Source organism: Streptomyces bacillaris (genome assembly GCF_003268675.1).
GTDB classification, from domain to species: Bacteria; Actinomycetota; Actinomycetes; order Streptomycetales; family Streptomycetaceae; genus Streptomyces; species Streptomyces bacillaris.
Genome location: NZ_CP029378.1, coordinates 5,946,570 through 5,961,568 on the forward strand (window position 1 = coordinate 5,946,570; position 14,999 = coordinate 5,961,568).

The 14,999-nt window shown below is 70.5% G+C and carries 10 protein-coding genes and 3 pseudogenes; 7 read left to right on the top strand and 6 right to left on the bottom strand.

The annotated features are described in order from the left end of the window. Window positions 1-59: 59 nt before the first annotated feature. Both DJ476_RS25855 and DJ476_RS25860 read right to left on the bottom strand, forming a co-directional pair. Complete coding sequence (locus DJ476_RS25855; RefSeq protein WP_103416270.1) at window positions 60-356, bottom strand: hypothetical protein; 297 nt, start codon at window positions 354-356, stop codon at window positions 60-62. A gap of 117 nt (window positions 357-473) precedes the next feature. Next, complete coding sequence (locus DJ476_RS25860) at window positions 474-812, bottom strand: hypothetical protein (RefSeq protein WP_103416269.1); 339 nt, start codon at window positions 810-812, stop codon at window positions 474-476. Between the two features lie 156 nt (window positions 813-968). Here DJ476_RS25860 and DJ476_RS25865 point away from each other — a divergent pair, with 156 nt between their 5' ends. Next, window positions 969-1,733: a GntR family transcriptional regulator gene (locus DJ476_RS25865; protein ID WP_103416268.1), complete on the top strand. Its 765-nt coding sequence runs from the start codon at window positions 969-971 to the stop codon at window positions 1,731-1,733. A 180-nt stretch (window positions 1,734-1,913) separates the two neighbouring features. On the opposite strand, the pseudogene DJ476_RS36125 reads toward DJ476_RS25865, so the two are convergent. Then, window positions 1,914-2,393 (bottom strand): annotated as a pseudogene (locus DJ476_RS36125) (GNAT family N-acetyltransferase). Between the two features lie 387 nt (window positions 2,394-2,780). Here DJ476_RS36125 and DJ476_RS25875 point away from each other — a divergent pair. Then, on the top strand, window positions 2,781-3,617 hold the full coding sequence (locus DJ476_RS25875) for a putative protein N(5)-glutamine methyltransferase (protein WP_103416267.1): 837 nt from the start codon (window positions 2,781-2,783) through the stop codon (window positions 3,615-3,617). A gap of 39 nt (window positions 3,618-3,656) precedes the next feature. Beyond that, a complete protein-coding gene (locus DJ476_RS25880) occupies window positions 3,657-6,653 on the top strand; it encodes a bifunctional [glutamine synthetase] adenylyltransferase/[glutamine synthetase]-adenylyl-L-tyrosine phosphorylase (RefSeq protein WP_112491683.1) in 2,997 nt (998 codons plus the stop codon). A gap of 106 nt (window positions 6,654-6,759) precedes the next feature. Here DJ476_RS25880 and DJ476_RS25885 read toward each other — a convergent pair whose 3' ends face one another. Beyond that, on the bottom strand, window positions 6,760-7,314 hold the full coding sequence (locus DJ476_RS25885; RefSeq protein WP_103416265.1) for a hypothetical protein: 555 nt from the start codon (window positions 7,312-7,314) through the stop codon (window positions 6,760-6,762). 406 nt (window positions 7,315-7,720) lie between these two features. Here DJ476_RS25885 and DJ476_RS35790 point away from each other — a divergent pair, with 406 nt between their 5' ends. From DJ476_RS35790 to DJ476_RS35800, 4 genes and pseudogenes are all read left to right on the top strand, one after another. Then, complete coding sequence (locus DJ476_RS35790) at window positions 7,721-7,906, top strand: transposase (protein WP_241565405.1); 186 nt, start codon at window positions 7,721-7,723, stop codon at window positions 7,904-7,906. An 18-nt stretch (window positions 7,907-7,924) separates the two neighbouring features. Next, a pseudogene (locus tag DJ476_RS25890) lies at window positions 7,925-8,515 on the top strand (transposase); the annotation flags it as partial. A gap of 340 nt (window positions 8,516-8,855) precedes the next feature. Beyond that, window positions 8,856-9,026: pseudogene (locus tag DJ476_RS36265) on the top strand (transposase); the annotation flags it as partial. 14 nt (window positions 9,027-9,040) lie between these two features. Beyond that, window positions 9,041-9,169: a hypothetical protein gene (locus DJ476_RS35800; RefSeq protein WP_318294801.1), complete on the top strand. Its 129-nt coding sequence runs from the start codon at window positions 9,041-9,043 to the stop codon at window positions 9,167-9,169. 170 nt (window positions 9,170-9,339) lie between these two features. Here DJ476_RS35800 and DJ476_RS34645 read toward each other — a convergent pair whose 3' ends face one another. Both DJ476_RS34645 and DJ476_RS25905 read right to left on the bottom strand, forming a co-directional pair. Then, window positions 9,340-9,645: a hypothetical protein gene (locus DJ476_RS34645; RefSeq protein ID WP_162638790.1), complete on the bottom strand. Its 306-nt coding sequence runs from the start codon at window positions 9,643-9,645 to the stop codon at window positions 9,340-9,342. Window positions 9,646-9,682: 37 nt separating this feature from the next. Next, window positions 9,683-14,854 (bottom strand): DUF6531 domain-containing protein, encoded by a 5,172-nt coding sequence (locus DJ476_RS25905; protein ID WP_112491685.1) that lies wholly within the window; start codon window positions 14,852-14,854, stop codon window positions 9,683-9,685. Between the last annotated feature and the right edge of the window lie 145 nt (window positions 14,855-14,999).

Consider the following 14,999-nt stretch of genomic DNA (forward strand, 5'->3'; position numbering starts at 1 on the left):
GCCCGAGGGATGCTGCACCCGGGGCGCCCTCCGGCGGGGGAGGCGGTACACCGTACGCGCTACACCGGGGGCGTTCCCGGCGGGGAAGGGGCCGGGGGAGGGTTGGGGAGCGGGGGGCCCGGGTTCGGTGGGGGCTGCGGAGGGCCCTCCCTGTGCCTGCCCTCGGGGTGGACCTTGCGGGGCGGCAGGCCGTAGATGCCGAGCGGCGGGAAGAGGTCCACGCGGCGCGGGTAGTCACCCTCCGCGCACTCCTCGCAGAGCAGGTCCCGGCCGGCCTCTGTGTGCCGGGCGGCGGTGACCGGCGCGTTCCAACAGGCCTCGCAGGTGCGGACGTCCGTCGCGGACAGGGCGATCATCGGTGCCTCCCGGGCAGGGCCGGTAAAGCGTGATGGGTGGCGGTCGTACGCATGGATGCCTCCGTCTCGGGGGAGCGGGTGAGCCGTGACGCGGGAAGCGGGTGAGTCGGCCGGGGTCTACGCGCGGGTCTCGCGCCACGCGCGGACGAGCTTCGCGGCCGTGGGGCAGACCGTGCCCGCCCGGCAGGCGCCGCACGTCGTCGTGTGGGCGAGCAGATCGCGGTAGGCGGCGTCGGGAGTGTCGGTCGTGGTCACGGTCGCCTCTCTGCTGATCTCGGCCCAGACGAACTCGGCGGTGCGGGTGAGCGTGTGCCCGAAGTGATCGGCCGTGGCCAGGGCCGCGAGGACCGCCGCGTGCTCGGTCTCCGTCAGCTCGGTGGGGAGGTCGGCCTCGACGCGGATACCGACTGCGGTGTCGACCACGCGCGGCTCGGTGCCGATGGCCGCGGTGAGCATGCCGGTCAGTGTCGCTGCCCGCGCTTGTGCTGAGTGCACAGTTCTCCCCTGTGAACGGATGTCACTCCATGCAATGCTGAGTATTCAGCTTCAACCTGATGGGTTAGCTTTGTCAATATCGAGCCCTGAACGCCGCACCCTCACGGAGCCGCCGAAATGCCTCGCGATACCCCGTACTTGCAGGTGGCCGACAAGATCCGCACCCGGGTGATGGCGGGTGAGTGGAGTGTCGGCGACAAGCTGCCGTCTCGCGCCCGGTTCGCCGAGGAGTACGGCGTCGGTCAGTCCGTGGCCCAGCGCGCGATGGAGCGCCTGATCATCGAGGGCATCCTCGAAGGCCGTGCCGGATCGGGCACCTACGTCCGCAAAGCCCGCCAGCGCCTCAGGATGGTCCGCTCCCGCCTCCGCCAGGATCGTATCGGCTCCCCGTTCCGCCACAACCTGAAGGACCAGGGGTCCGACGGCACCTGGGAGTGCAACAGCCGGGCGAGGGTCCCCGCCACCGAGGACATCGCCGCACGGCTGGCGATCGAACCGGGCGACCTCTGCGTCATGACGCACTACGAGTTCCTCGCGAACGGCCAGCCCGCCCAACTCGCCACCAGCTGGGAGCCGATGGCCATCACCGGCGGCACGCCCATCCTGCTCCCCGAGATGGGACCGCGGGGCAAGATCGGCGTCGTCGCCCGTATGCGGTCGATCGACGTCAACATCTCCACCGCCCTCGAAATGCCGCGCCCGGCCCGCGCCACCCGCGAGCAGGCCAACTTCCTCGGCATCTCCGTGGGCGATCTGATCACTCAGCTGGAGCGCATCTACTTCGATGCCGACGGCCGTCCGGTGGAGACCGCCGACATCATCGTGCCGGACATCCGCTGGGAGATCGCGTACGAGATCGACGTCGACGACTCCCGGTTCTGAGCGGTCCCGGAGCGGCTTCCGAGCCGTTCCGGAGCGGTCTGCGAGCTGAGCCCGGCGGTCTCTGAGCTGAGCCGGGCGGGTTTCCGAGCTGATCCGAGGCGGTCGGCCTGCGCAGTCGGCGTGCGTCGGCCGCCTCGGCCGTTTCCGTTCCGCCTGGCCGTCTTCGTTCCCCTCGGCCCGTCAGGCCCTGATGACCGACGGGCCCGTGAGTCGCGGGCCGGCGCGTCCATCAGGATCTCGTCGCAGACCGTCCCGAGCCAGTAGCCCGCCTCCCGGAGCGTTCCGGCGGTCCGGAACCCGGCCTTCTCGTAGGCCCGCACCCCCGCCTTGTTCGGGGCCAGGACCTTCAGCCAGACCATCCGCAGGTTGGTCACGTGGAACGCGTAGTCCAGCACCAGCCGGGTGGCCGCCGTGCCCAGGCCCCGCCCCCGCGCCTCGGGGCCGAGCATCACCACGTACTCCGCCGTGCGCACGGCCGGGTCGGGCAGCAGTGTCGCCACCCCGGCCGGGACCGGGCTGCCGCCGGCGAGGTCGTACACCGTGAAGCGGATGTTGTCCCCGCGCAGTTGATGGGCCATGCCCTCCGTGCGCGCCTCCAGCGACTCCGGCTGCTGACGTCCGTAACCGACGAGGAGCTCCCCAGCGCCAGTACGTCTCCATGAGGTCCGCCCGGTAGGGGCCGAGCGCGCAGGTGCCGGTGGAGATCCAGAGGATGGGGTCGCGGGTGGTGCTGATGGTGGGCTCCTGCGGTGAGTTCGGGAGTTCGTGCGTCGGGGGCCGGGGTGGCCGCCGAGCCGTTCAGGTGGGCCACAGTCTGTATCCCCCGGCCCGGTGCCTCTCCCGCCCCCGATGCCGTGTGCCCCGCCCTGTTGTAGTGTGACCGCACCCCGCAACCGGGGCACCGCCCCGCCACGGGGCCGACCTAGGAGGTGAGACCCATTACCGCTGGATCAGGCTGGGTGCTCACCCCGTACGGCCGCGTCGGACGACCGGTTTAGCGAGCGCATCGCGGAGCGCCCATCGGAATTCCCGAAAGGCTTCGCCCGCATGCTGCTTCCCTCTTCGCTCAGTTCCCTTTCCGCCACCGCCGATGTCCTGCGCCGCGCCGGCTGCGTCTTCGCCGAGGACGAGGCCGCGCTGCTCCATGAGGCCGCCGCCTCCCCGGAGGAGCTGGCCCTGCTCGTCGGGCGGCGGGTCGGCGGGCTGCCGCTCGAACACGTGCTGGGCTGGGCCGAGTTCTGCGGGCGCCGGTTCGCCGTGGATGCCGGGGTGTTCGTGCCGCGGCGGCGTACGGAGTTCCTGGTGCGTCATGCCGTCGTGCTCGCCCCGGACCCGGCTGTCGTCGTCGACCTCTGTTGCGGTTCGGGTGCCCTCGGGGCCGCCCTGGCCGGGGCCCTGGGCCGGGTCGAGCTGCACGCCTGTGATGTCGAGCCCGCTGCCGTGCGGTGTGCCCGGCGGAATCTGGCGGGGCTCGGGGTGGTCCATGAGGGGGATCTGTTCGGGCCGCTGCCGGAGCGGTTGCTCGGGCGGGTCGATGTGCTGCTCGCCAATGTGCCGTACGTACCGAGCGCCGATGTGGAGCTGCTGCCCGCCGAGGCCCGGGTCCATGAGCCGCGCGTAGCCCTGGACGGGGGCGGGGACGGACTCGACGTCATGCGGCGGGTCGCCGCGGACGCGCCCCGGTGGCTCGCGCCCGGCGGGAGCCTGCTGGTGGAGGCGAGCGAGCGGCAGCGGGACGCGGCGATGGAGGTCCTGCGAGGGGCCGGGCTGAGCCCGCGGGTCGTGGTGTGCGAGGAGCTGTACGCCACCGTCGTCATCGGTACGGCGGGGACGCGGGACCCGGTGGGCCGTGGCCGCGTCCCGAATCCGGCCGGGCAGGACTAGGCTCGGTGGAGATCGGGTCGGGCGGCGGGAGAGGGTGCGATGACGGCGGTGCCGGGGCGGAGAAGCAGTACGTTCATCAGGCTGCTGCGGCACGGATTCACCGACCCGTCCGCCGCGGAGCGGCTGCTGGAGCTGGACGACCTCGCCTCCGTACGGTCCGATCCGGTCCTCTTCGAGGCGCTCGGCGCCACCGCCGACCCCGATCTGGCCCTGCGCGGCCTCGTCCGGCTCGTCGAGGCCGAGGAGGAGGGCGAGCGGCAGGTGCTGCTCGACACCCTCATCACCGCCAAACCCCTGCGCGACCGGCTCCTCGGGGTGCTCGGGGCGTCCGAGGCGCTCGGTGACCACCTGGCCCGGCACCCGCGCGACTGGCAGGCGCTCGTCACGTACGAGGCGGTCGACCTGCACCCGGGGGTCCCCGAGTTCGAGCGCGGGCTCGCCGACGCCGTCGACGCGGACTCGCTCCGCGTCGCCTACCGCCGCTGCCTGCTCACCCTGGCCGCCCGGGACGTCTGCGGGACCACCGGCATCGCCCAGACCGCCGCCGAACTGGCCGACCTCGCCACCGCCACCCTCCGCGCCGCCCTCGCCATCGCCCGGACGGCCGCACCCGAGGACGCCGCGCAGTGCCGGCTCGCCGTCATCGCGATGGGCAAGTGCGGCGGGCAGGAGCTGAACTACGTCTCCGACGTCGACGTCATCTTCGTGGCCGAGGCCCGCGACGGCGTGGAGGAGCACAAGGCGCTCCAGGCCGCCACCCGGGTGGCCGCGCACATGATGCGGCTCTGCTCCGAGACCACCGCCGAGGGCACGATCTGGGAGGTCGACGCCAACCTCCGGCCCGAGGGCCGCAACGGGCCCCTCGTACGGACCCTCAGCTCCCACCTCGCCTACTACCAGCGGTGGGCGAAGACCTGGGAGTTCCAGGCGCTGCTGAAGGCGCGCGCGGTGGCCGGGGACCCGGAGCTGGGCGCGGACTACGTCGATGCCGTCTCCCCGCTCGTCTGGCAGGCCGCCGACCGGGAGAACTTCGTCCCCGACGTGCAGCAGATGCGCCGCCGCGTCGTCGACAACATCCCCGCCGACCGGATAGACCGTGAGCTGAAGCTCGGGCCCGGCGGGCTGCGGGACGTCGAATTCGCCGTGCAGCTCCTCCAGTTGGTGCACGGTCGCAGCGACGCGTCGCTGCGCAGCGGGACCACCCTGGAGGCGCTGCGGGCGCTGGCCGACGGCGGGTACGTGGGGCGCGCGGACGCCGCCCAGCTCGACGAGGCGTACCGCTTCCTGCGCTCCATGGAGCACCGCATCCAGCTCTACCGCCTGCGCCGCACCCATCTGGTCCCGGAGGGGGAGGCGGATCTGCGGCGGCTCGGGCGGTCGCTCGGGATGCGGACCGACCCGGTCGCGGAGCTGAACAAGGCGTGGCGGCGGCACGCGTCCGTCGTACGGCGGCTGCACGAGAAGATCTTCTACCGGCCGCTGCTGGACGCCGTCGCCCAACTGGCCCCCGGCGAGTCCCGGCTCAGCGCCAAGGCCGCCGCGATCCGGCTGGAGGCGCTGGGGTACGCGGACCCGGCGGCCGCCCTGCGCCACCTGGAGGCCCTGTCCTCCGGCGTCTCCCGCAAGGCGGCGATCCAGCGGACGCTGCTGCCCGTGCTGCTGGGCTGGTTCGCGGACTCCGCCGACCCGGACGCCGGGCTGCTCGGCTTCCGCAAGGTGTCCGACGCGCTGGGCAAGACCCCGTGGTACCTGCGGCTCCTGCGCGACGAGGGGGCGGCCGCGGAGAACCTCGCCCGGGTCCTCTCCGCCGGCCGCCTCGCCCCCGACCTGCTCATGCGGGCCCCGGAGGCGGTGGCGATCCTGGGCGACCCGGAGGGGCTGACCCCCCGCACCCGGGAGCACCTGGAGCAGGAGGTGCTGGCCGCGGTGGGGCGTGCGGACGGCGCGGAGTCGGCCGTCGCGGTGGTGCGCGGGGTGCGGCGGCGGGAGCTGTTCCGTACGACGGCCGCCGACATCATCGGCTCGTACGGTACGGAGGAGAGCCCGGCCGAGCAGGACCTCGGGGCCCTCGTCGACCGCGTCGGCTCCGCCGTCACCGACCTCAACGCCGCCACCATCGCGGGCGCGCTGCGGGCCGCCGTACGGGAGCGGTGGGGCGACACCCTGCCGACCCGGTTCGCCGTCATCGGCATGGGCCGCTTCGGTGGCCACGAGCTGAGTTACGGCTCCGACGCCGACGTCCTCTTCGTGCACCGGCCGCGCGAGGGGGTGAGCGACGAGGAGGCGGGCAAGGCGGCCAACGCGGTCGTGGGGGAGATGCGGCGGCTGCTGCAACTGCCCACCGCCGACCCGCCGTTGCTCATCGACGCCGACCTGCGCCCGGAGGGCAGGACCGGGCCGATGGTGCGGACGCTGAAGTCGTACGAGGCCTACTACCGGCGCTGGTCGCTGGTCTGGGAGAGCCAGGCGCTCCTGCGGGCCGAACACATGGCGGGCAACGCCGAGTTGGGCGCCGAGTTCATCGAGCTGGTGAACCCGTTGCGGTATCCGGCGGAGGGGCTCGGTGAGGACGCCGTACGGGAGATCCGCCGGCTCAAGGCGCGGATGGAGTCCGAACGGATGCCGCGCGGCGCCGACCCCACCCTCCATGCGAAGCTGGGCCGGGGCGGGCTGAGCGACGTCGAGTGGACCGTCCAACTGCTGCAGATGCAGCACGGATGGGCCGAGCCGGGGCTCCGGACGACCCGCACACGCGAGGCGCTGGCCGCCGCGTGCGCGGCCGGGCTGATCCCGGGCGAGGACGCGGAGATGCTGGACGAGGCGTGGGTGCTGGCCACGCGCGTGCGGAACGCGGTGATGCTGGTACGGGGTCGGCCGGGGGACACGTTCCCGTCCGACCCGCGGGAGCTGGCGGCGGTCGGGCGGTACCTGGGATACGAGCCAGGGCACGTCGGGGACATGCTGGACGACTACCGGCGGATCACGCGGCGGGCGCGGGCGGTGGTGGAGGAGCGGTTCTACGGGGCGGTGTCCTGACGGGGCCTCAAGGCGGCGATTCGTTCGGTTTCTGCCCCGGCGGACATGGTCGCGTGGTGAGACCGTCGACCGTTCCCTCCGTGCCCGGGACACGCGCTGCGGCGGCTCAGCCGAACGAGTCGCCCTCATCGGCCTCCCACATGTAGAAGTAGCTGTCTTCCTCGTGCTTCCACTCAGGCCACAGATCACGTGTCCTCTCGACCCGAACACTGCGTGCGGGCAGTTCCTCGTCACGGAGGAACGCTCCGAGGCAGGCAGCGGCGTCGTTGCACAGATCGATGACAGCGGCCCGCCGCTCCGTCCCCGTCCGTCTGTCATCGGGTGGGGAGAGCGGCATGTAGAACGTGTCTTCCCGGACACGCGTACGCAGCTTGGCGTCAGGGATGGAGTGGAGCAGGACCTGCACTTTCGCGATGCGATCGTGCAGCAGGCGCAAGCGCTGCCGCCACTCGTCTGCGTCCGGCGTCCTGGCCTTCCGGAAATCGCGGTGGATCTCCAGCAGTTCGACCAGCGACGCCTCCGCAGCCGCAACCGCGCGCGCCCGCTGCTCTGCGGCACGAGTCGTACGCTCCTGCGCCCTGTGGGTCCAGCGTCCTGACCAGACGGACAGGGCGCCGCCGGTGGCTGTGCCTACGATCCCGGCGATCGCGCCGATCCACACGGAGGTACTCAACGGGGGTCCGGGCCGTTGCCGCCCAACAACACGGGCAGCAGTTTGCTCCCGTCCGGCAGGAGCGCTATCGGCCTCCCCGCGCGAGCCTCGCCGGACTTCCCGGACTTCACTGTCTTCCCCCTATCGGGGGCCGTATCTCAACCGATCATGGAACGTGCAAGTCGATCAGAGTTCCTGGTCGGGTGAGCTTCCAACCGTGCGCGCATGAAGGCAGGGCCTCCTGGTGGCTCGGGGGTGCGATCCCGTCCGAGCGGTTCCGGAGGCCCTGTTGTCGTTGTTGTACGCGCCCGAGCCCCTTCACTTCAACTCGCCCGCTGTGTCGCGCGATTGCCTCGCGCACGTGTATGGCAACGCGGCGGATCATCCTGACCGGGTACGCCGGTATCCCTCCGACATGACGGACGAGGAGTGGGCGGCCGTCCGGCCTTTGCTGCCGGTGCCGGCCTGGCTGAAGGGCCGGGGCGGGCAGCCCGAGGGCTACTGCCACCGTCGGCTGCTGGACGCGATCCGCTGCCTGGTCGCGGGCGGGATCTCCTGGCGGGCGATGCCCGCGGACTTTCCCGGCTGGGGCCGGGTCTAGGCCTTCTTCCGCCGCTGGCGCGAGCACGGGCTGATCACCGAGTTCCACGACCGGCTGCGCGGGAGGGTCCGTGAACGCGAGGGCCGTGAGGCCGAGCCCAGGGCAGGAATCATCGACGCGCAGTCTGTGAAGGCCGCGGCCTCGGTTCCGGCCGCCTCACGCGGCTACGACGGCGGGAAGAAGGTGGGCGGCCGCAAACGGCACATCGTGACCGACTGCCTCGGCCTGCTGCTGGTCGTCGCGGTCACCGCCGCGAACATCGGCGACCGCGACGCCGCGACGGCCCTGCGGACCCGGTTGCGCCGTCTGCACCGCGACATGGTCCTCGTCTGGGCCGACGGCGGCTACACCGGCGGCCTCGTCGACTGGGCGCGGGAGAAACTCGCCCTGATCTTGGAGATCGTCAAGCGCACCGACGACATGACGGGGTTCGTGGTGCTCCCCAGGCGGTGGGTGGCAGAGCGCACGTTCGCGTGGCTGATGCACTCGCGCCGGCCGGCCCGGCACTACGAGACCCTGCCCGCCACCAGCGAGGCGATGATCCGTTGGTCGATGGTCACGCGGATGAGCCGGCGTCCGGCACGGCCATGGGCCGCCGACCGGCACTGAACGCCCCCCACGCCTCCAGGAGGAGCCACCCGCGCTCGGGCAGACGCCGGGCCTTCGAGCGCACCCCCTCGACCTTCGCCGACGATGTCTCCAAGCCCAGCCGAGCCGTCATCTCCCTGGCCTTCAGCGGCTGCTGGCCCGCGGGCTGCCGCCCGTCGAGCACGCCCAGACGAAACAAGACGCCGCATGCCTCCCTCACGCTGAGCTAGACCATGCCTGACCAGCGGAAATCAAGCGATCATGTTCGGTTGAGATACGGCTTCCTACCCCGCTCCACGCACAGTGCTCCCACCAGTCCTGACCACCCGGCTGTCCAGCCCCCCACCGCACCGACACCAAGACCGGCAAACAGAGCCGCGAGACCGTCTACGTCATCACCGACCTGACCAGTCGGCAAGCATCCCCCGAACGGATCGCAACGATCTTGAGGGCACACTGGGTGATCGAAAACAGGCTCCACTTCGTCCGGGACACCGCCTTCCGCGAGGACGCCTCCAAGATCCGCACCGGGCGCAGCCGGAGAACATGGCCACCCTCCGCAGCTTCGCCATCAACCAACTCCGCGACGCCGGCCACACCAACATCGCCGTCGGACTCCGCACCACAGCCCTCCGCCCCTACGAGCGGCCCTTGGCCCTCCTCGGCCTCAACTGATCTGTGCCGACACGCGATCAGAGGACTCTGCAATCGTCCTGCTGCCCGGGGGCCACGCTCGTTGCGCTTGGTGTACGTCACCTGATCGGGGTCCAGCTCGAAGAAGCTCAGTGGAATGCCGAGAGGCCGGGCTCTGGGAGAGCCCGGCCTCTCGGGTGGTGACGTGGCGCCTACCAGTAGGTGCGCGTGATCTTGCCAGGCAGTCGTCCCTGCCGTTTCCCTTCTTGGAATATCACCGATGCCGCGATCAGGAAAGCGCGGCGGAGTTCCGGGTCCGGATCGGGGTTTTCCACATTCCCGACGTTTTTATCGAGGAGCATGTTGCCGATGATTACTCCCTCCGGTGTGCAGGGGTGGGCGACTGATTCCTCCGGGTCGATCAGGATGTTTCCGGTGACCCCTTCTGCGGTTTCCCAGGCATAGACAGATCCCGCTTCGAGAGAAGCGATCTTCCTGCACGTCAGTGATGCTGTCACGGGGATTTCTACCTGTTCGCTCGGGTCAGGGATTTGATCACCTGAATCCTATACCGTCCGCCGCGGGCGCATGTTCGTTCCAGGTGCGGCCAGCGTCCAGGGTCGCTTGGTGGGCGCGGCGATAGTTCTGGTCGCCGTGCTGACGCATCCAGTTCGACTCGTACAGTTCATGCGCGAGCAGATCGAAATCGCTGGGGTGCGGATTTCCGTTCTGGAGGCGTTCCCAGGCCTTGGCGATACGCGGATTGGCGTCGAATCGCAGCATTCCCGCGTCGAGCTGATGCAATTCGACGAACAGGTGGTTGTAAATCTGATTGATGTCGGCCGCGGAATAGCCGCGCGACGCTGCGGTCTGCGCCACCCGGTCGAGCTGGGCGTTGGTGCGGATCGCGTCATAGGCGTGGTCCGCCCATTCCAGCTCGAAGTCCATCTCGCTGCGCGGCCGCCGGAAGGACGAACCGCCGGACTGCAGCTCCCGCTCCGTGGCAACCGCGGTCCGCCGCCACCCGGTCAGCCCGCCGACCCCGGTGAGGACCAGTTGCTGGGCGAGTTCGTCGGTGGTCTCCGCGTACAGGTCGGCGAGCGCGTCGCAGCCCTGCTGCCGGAGCATGTACTCGGCGCGGTAGAGCCGGTAGGCGGGTCGGACGGGAAGGTACTTGTCGATGAACGCGTCCGCGCCGCCGTTCTCGCCGGTGAACGCGTCCTCCAAGTCCCCGAGGAACACGAACGGCGACTTGGCGACGTCGACGAAGGCGTCACCGAAGATGCCGAGCGCCTCGCCGAGACTGTCGACCCGGTCGTTGTTCGGGTCGTCAGGGGTCAGACCGCTGGGGTCGGTGAGCATGCTGGGCACGTTGTCGGCGTAGGCGTACGCGGACACGTACGGCGTCGACAGATCCCGGGCGGCCGGATCGGACCGCGTGAAGCGGCCGGTGGCGGTGTCGTACTGGCGGGCGTGCAGGTCGAGATTGCCGGTGCTGGTCTCGTACCGGGCGCCGGTGTACGACGGGGTGCTCGCGGGCGCGCCGCTGGTGGTGGTGTTCAGGACGCGGGTGCCGAACGAGTCGTAGGCCCAGCGCTGGTAGAGGGTCCCGGTGCTGCCGGCGACGTCGACCGGGGAGCCCTGGATGTCGTGGTGGTAGAAGAAGAGCGCCCCGGCGCCGGTTTTGGTGGCGGTGGGCTGACCGAGCGGGTCGTAGCGATAGGACTGCTTGACCGCCCAGGCACTGTCGTACTCGGTGGCCAGGATCGGCAGCGGTGCGTTGGGGTCCCACTGGGTACGGTGGGTGACCGTGCCGTCCTTGAGGGTGGCGACCTGGTTGCCACTCGCGTCGTGGTCGTAGGTGTAGGCGGCGCCCCCGACGGTGGCGGCGGAGATCTGTCCGGCCAGGTCGTAGGTGTAGGTATCGGCGCCGGCCTTGGTCCGGTTGCCCTCGGCGTCGTGGTCGTAGGCGGTGGTCGTGGTGCCGGTGGTGGTCGAGGTGAGCTGGTCGGCCGCGTCGTAGGCGTAGCTGGTCGAGACGGTGCCCAGGGTGGAGGTCAGCCGGTTGCCGACCTTGTCGTAGGTGTAGGACGTGGTGCGGCCGGCGGCGCAGCCGGTGACCCAGGGCTGCGGCGCGCAGCCGGAGGTGAGCCGGCCGGCCGCGTCGTAGGTGAGGTCGTAACCGCCGGTGCCGACGCCGGCCCGGGTGACGTCGACACGCGAGGGCAGGCCCGCCGCGGACAGCGTCATCGCCGTCTTGGTGACCGTGGCGCCCGCCTTGGTGGCGGTCACCGCGGTGACCCGGCCCGCCCGGTCGTACGTGCGGTCCTCGGTCTCGGTGTTGGGCAGGGCCGATGTGACCAGGTTGCCCGTCGGGTCCCAGGTGTACCTGGTGGCCTTGCCGTCGGCCGCCATCGTCGCGGTGCGGCCGTCGGCGTCGTACGTGTACGTGATCGTGTTGCCGTCGGAGTACTTGCGGGTGAGCATCTGCCCGGCGGCGTCATAGGTGTAGGCGAAGCCGCGCGTCTTGGTCAGATTGCCGACCGAGTCGTAGACGAAGTCCTCGGTGATCTTGGAGTTCGCGCGGGCGGTCAGCTGCCCGGCGTCGTCGTAGCCGAAGGTCGCGTCAGGGGTGGCGTCGGAGTAGTCGATCTTGGTGAGCAGACCGCGCGGGTCGTAGGTGTACCCGGTGGTGCCGCGGGGCGTGGTTTTCCCGGTGACGTTGCCCTCCGCGTCATACGCGTAGGTCGTCTTCCGTTCCAGCGGGTCGGTGACCGAGGTGAGGCGGTGTGTCGCGTCGTAGCCGTACGCGGTGACGTGGCCGTTGGCGTCGGTGCGTTCGGTGAGGTTGCCGAGCTTGTCGTAACCGTAGGCGGTGACCGCGCCGTCGGGGGCGGTGACCTTGGTCAGCTGGTCCAGGTCGTCGTAGCCGTATGAGGTGATGCGCCCGTCGGCGTCCTTACGCTCGACGAGCTTACCGAGAGCGTCGTAGGCGGTGGTGGTCACACCGCCGAGCGGGTTGGTGACCTTGGTGGGGTTGCCCGCCGGGTCGTAGCCGTACGTCGTCGTGTACTGGGCGGGGTCGGCGCCGGTGGCGTTGCCGCGCGGATCGACCGCGGTGGCCTGGCGGCCGTCGCTGTCGTAGGTCCAGCTCGACTTGTGGCCGAGCGGGGAGGTGCGGCTGAGCAGGTTGCCGTCGGCGTCGTAGGCGTAGGTCGTGGTCTTGCCCAGCTGGTCGGTGCTGCTACTGAGACGGTTGTTCTTGTCGTGGACCGCGGTGGTCGTCTTGCCTGCGGCGTCGGTGGTCTTGGTGACGTTGTCGTTGGCGTCGTAGGTGTAGCCGGTGGTGTGGCCCAGCGGGTCGGTGACCACGAGCGGCCGGTTGATCGCGTCGTAGGTCGTCTTCGTGATCGCGCCGGTGGGACCGGTGGTCTCGGTAAGGTTGCCGACCGCGTCATACACATAGGACGTGGTGTAGGCGGCAGGGTCGGTGCCGGAGACGTTCCCGCGCGGCGAGACGCTGCTGAGCAGTCGGCCCACCTTGTCGTAGGTGTAGGTGGTCTTGCCGCCGGCCGCGTCGGTCTCGGAGGCGAGCCGTCCGCTTGCGTCGTAGGTGCGGGTGAGGGACTTGCCTGCCTGGTCGGTGGTCCGGGTCAGGTTCCCCACGTCGTCGTAGCCGAGCGTGGCGGTGTCGCCCGCCGGGTTGCGCACCGCCGTCAACTGCTCGGCGCCGTTGTACTCGTAGGTCGTCGTACGGCCCAGGGCGTCCGTGGCCGAGCTGAGCAGACCGCGGCCGTCATAGGTGTACTTCGTGGTGTACGCGGCCGGGTCGGCGCCGGAGGTGTTCCCGCGCGGGTCCGTCCTGGTCAGGACGCGACCCGCCTTGTCGTACGTGAACGTCGTCTTCTTGCCCAGCGGCGTGGTGACCGACGTCCGGTTGCCCGCGGTGTCGTACCCGTACCTGGTGACCTTGCCGCGCGGGCTCGTCATGGTCTCCAGCGAGCCGAGCGCTGTGTACGTGTAGACGGTCTTGCCACCCGTCGGGTCCGTCGCCGACGTCAGCCGGTTCGCGGTGTACACGTACGTCGTCTTGTTGCTGCGGCCGTCGGTGTGGCTGGTGAGGTTGCCCGCAGTGTCGTAGCCCCAGCTCTCCTTGTAGCCGAGCGTGGCCGGTGCGGTGCGGGTGAGCATCCGCCCCGCGGTGTCGTACGTCATCTCCGTGGTGTTGCCGCGCTGGTCGGTGATGGCAGCGGGGCGCAGCTGACGGTCGTAGTCGTAGGTGATGCTCTTGCCGTACGGGTCGATCGTCTGCATCAGGACGTTGCTGGCGTAGACGTCGGTCCACACGCCGCCGTCGGGCGCGGTAGTGTGCGACTCGCTCTTGCCGTCCCAGGCGAACGTGGTGGTCTTGCCGTTCTGGTCGGTCTGGGACTTGACGCGGCCCGCGCTGTCGTAGACGTTGCTGACTTTGCCGCCCCCCGGGTCGGTGTAGGACGACAGCCGCTTGTTCGTGTCGTACGTGTACGAGGACGTCCTGCCCGCCGGGTCGGTTACCGAGGTCAGCAGGCCGTCGGTGTAGCCGTACGAGACCGACGTGCCGTCCGGCAAGCTCACCTTGGACAGCAGTCCGTCGGCGCCGGGTGTGAAGGAAGTGGTGCGGCCGGCGGCGTCCTTGACAGAGGCGAGCTTGCCCGACGCGTACGTCAGGCTCAGGCCCTTGCCCGCTGCGCCGACCACGGAGGTCAGCAGACCGGCGCTGTCGAAGGTCCGCACCGTGTGGTCCGGGGTGGTGACCGTATACGTACTCGTCCCCTTGACCAGCTTGGCCGTCGTGCCCGCCGGGGCCGTGTACGTGCCGTCGCCCGCCTGCGTGAACACGAACGACGCCCCGTCGCCCGTCCGGTACGTCACCTTCCCCGTCGCGAGGGTCAGCCGCGCGTCGAACGGCGTCGCCCAGCCGCGCCCCAGCAGACCGGTGGCGGTCGAGTCCGACCGATAGGTGCGCTCCAGAGTCAGCTGCACCCCCGGACCCGTCAGAGAGGCGTCGGTGAGCTGCTCGTAGAACATGCCGGTCGCCGTGTTGACCGGGTCGGCGCGGTGGGCCTGGGCGTAACAGGTGCAGGTGCCCGCTGCTGCGCCGGGGATGCCGGGCGTGTAGAAGGCCTCCACCAGCGGCGAGGTGGTGCCGCCCGGGCTCGAGCCGTCGGCGTTGTTCAGGAAGACCCAGGCGTAGTACTTCTTGCCGTCCGCCAGGATTCCGCCCAGTTCACTGCCGGCCCACCAAAAGCACTGGTCGGTGGGGTATGAGTTACTCGACCACCAGTCGTAGCACCAGGCGCCGGTGTCCGGGGTGTCCCCGCTGGGGTCGTCGGTGGACTTCTTGATCTCCTGCTGGACGACGGGGAAGCCCGCCTCGTCCAGGACGTACAGCCACATCCCGGTGTACGTCGATCCCCGCTTCGGCAGTTTCACCTGCCCGCCGATCGACAGCATGCCGGGGTACGCGGTCGCCCAGGCCGACACCGAAATCGGGTTCTCGGGAGCAGCGGCGAGGCGCTGCGCGGCCGCGCTCGTCTCGGCGGCGGGACCGCGCTCAATGCGCTCCGTCTTTGGCCGGCCGTGAGGCGTGCCCTTGGCATTCCGCTCCGGCGCGTTCATATAGCCCCGCATGGGCGACAGTTCGTGTCGGTCCTTTGCGACCTGCTTGCGGCGCTCGGCCAGCGTCATTGCCTTGGGTGGATCGGGCAGGTCCTCGGCCGTACGGGCCTTGACCTGGGCGACGCCCGCCGCAGCACCGCCCGGCCGGTCCCGGGGAGCCGCCCAGGATGGGGCGGCAGCCGATATCGCAAGGAGAATGAAGGCCAGGAAGGCC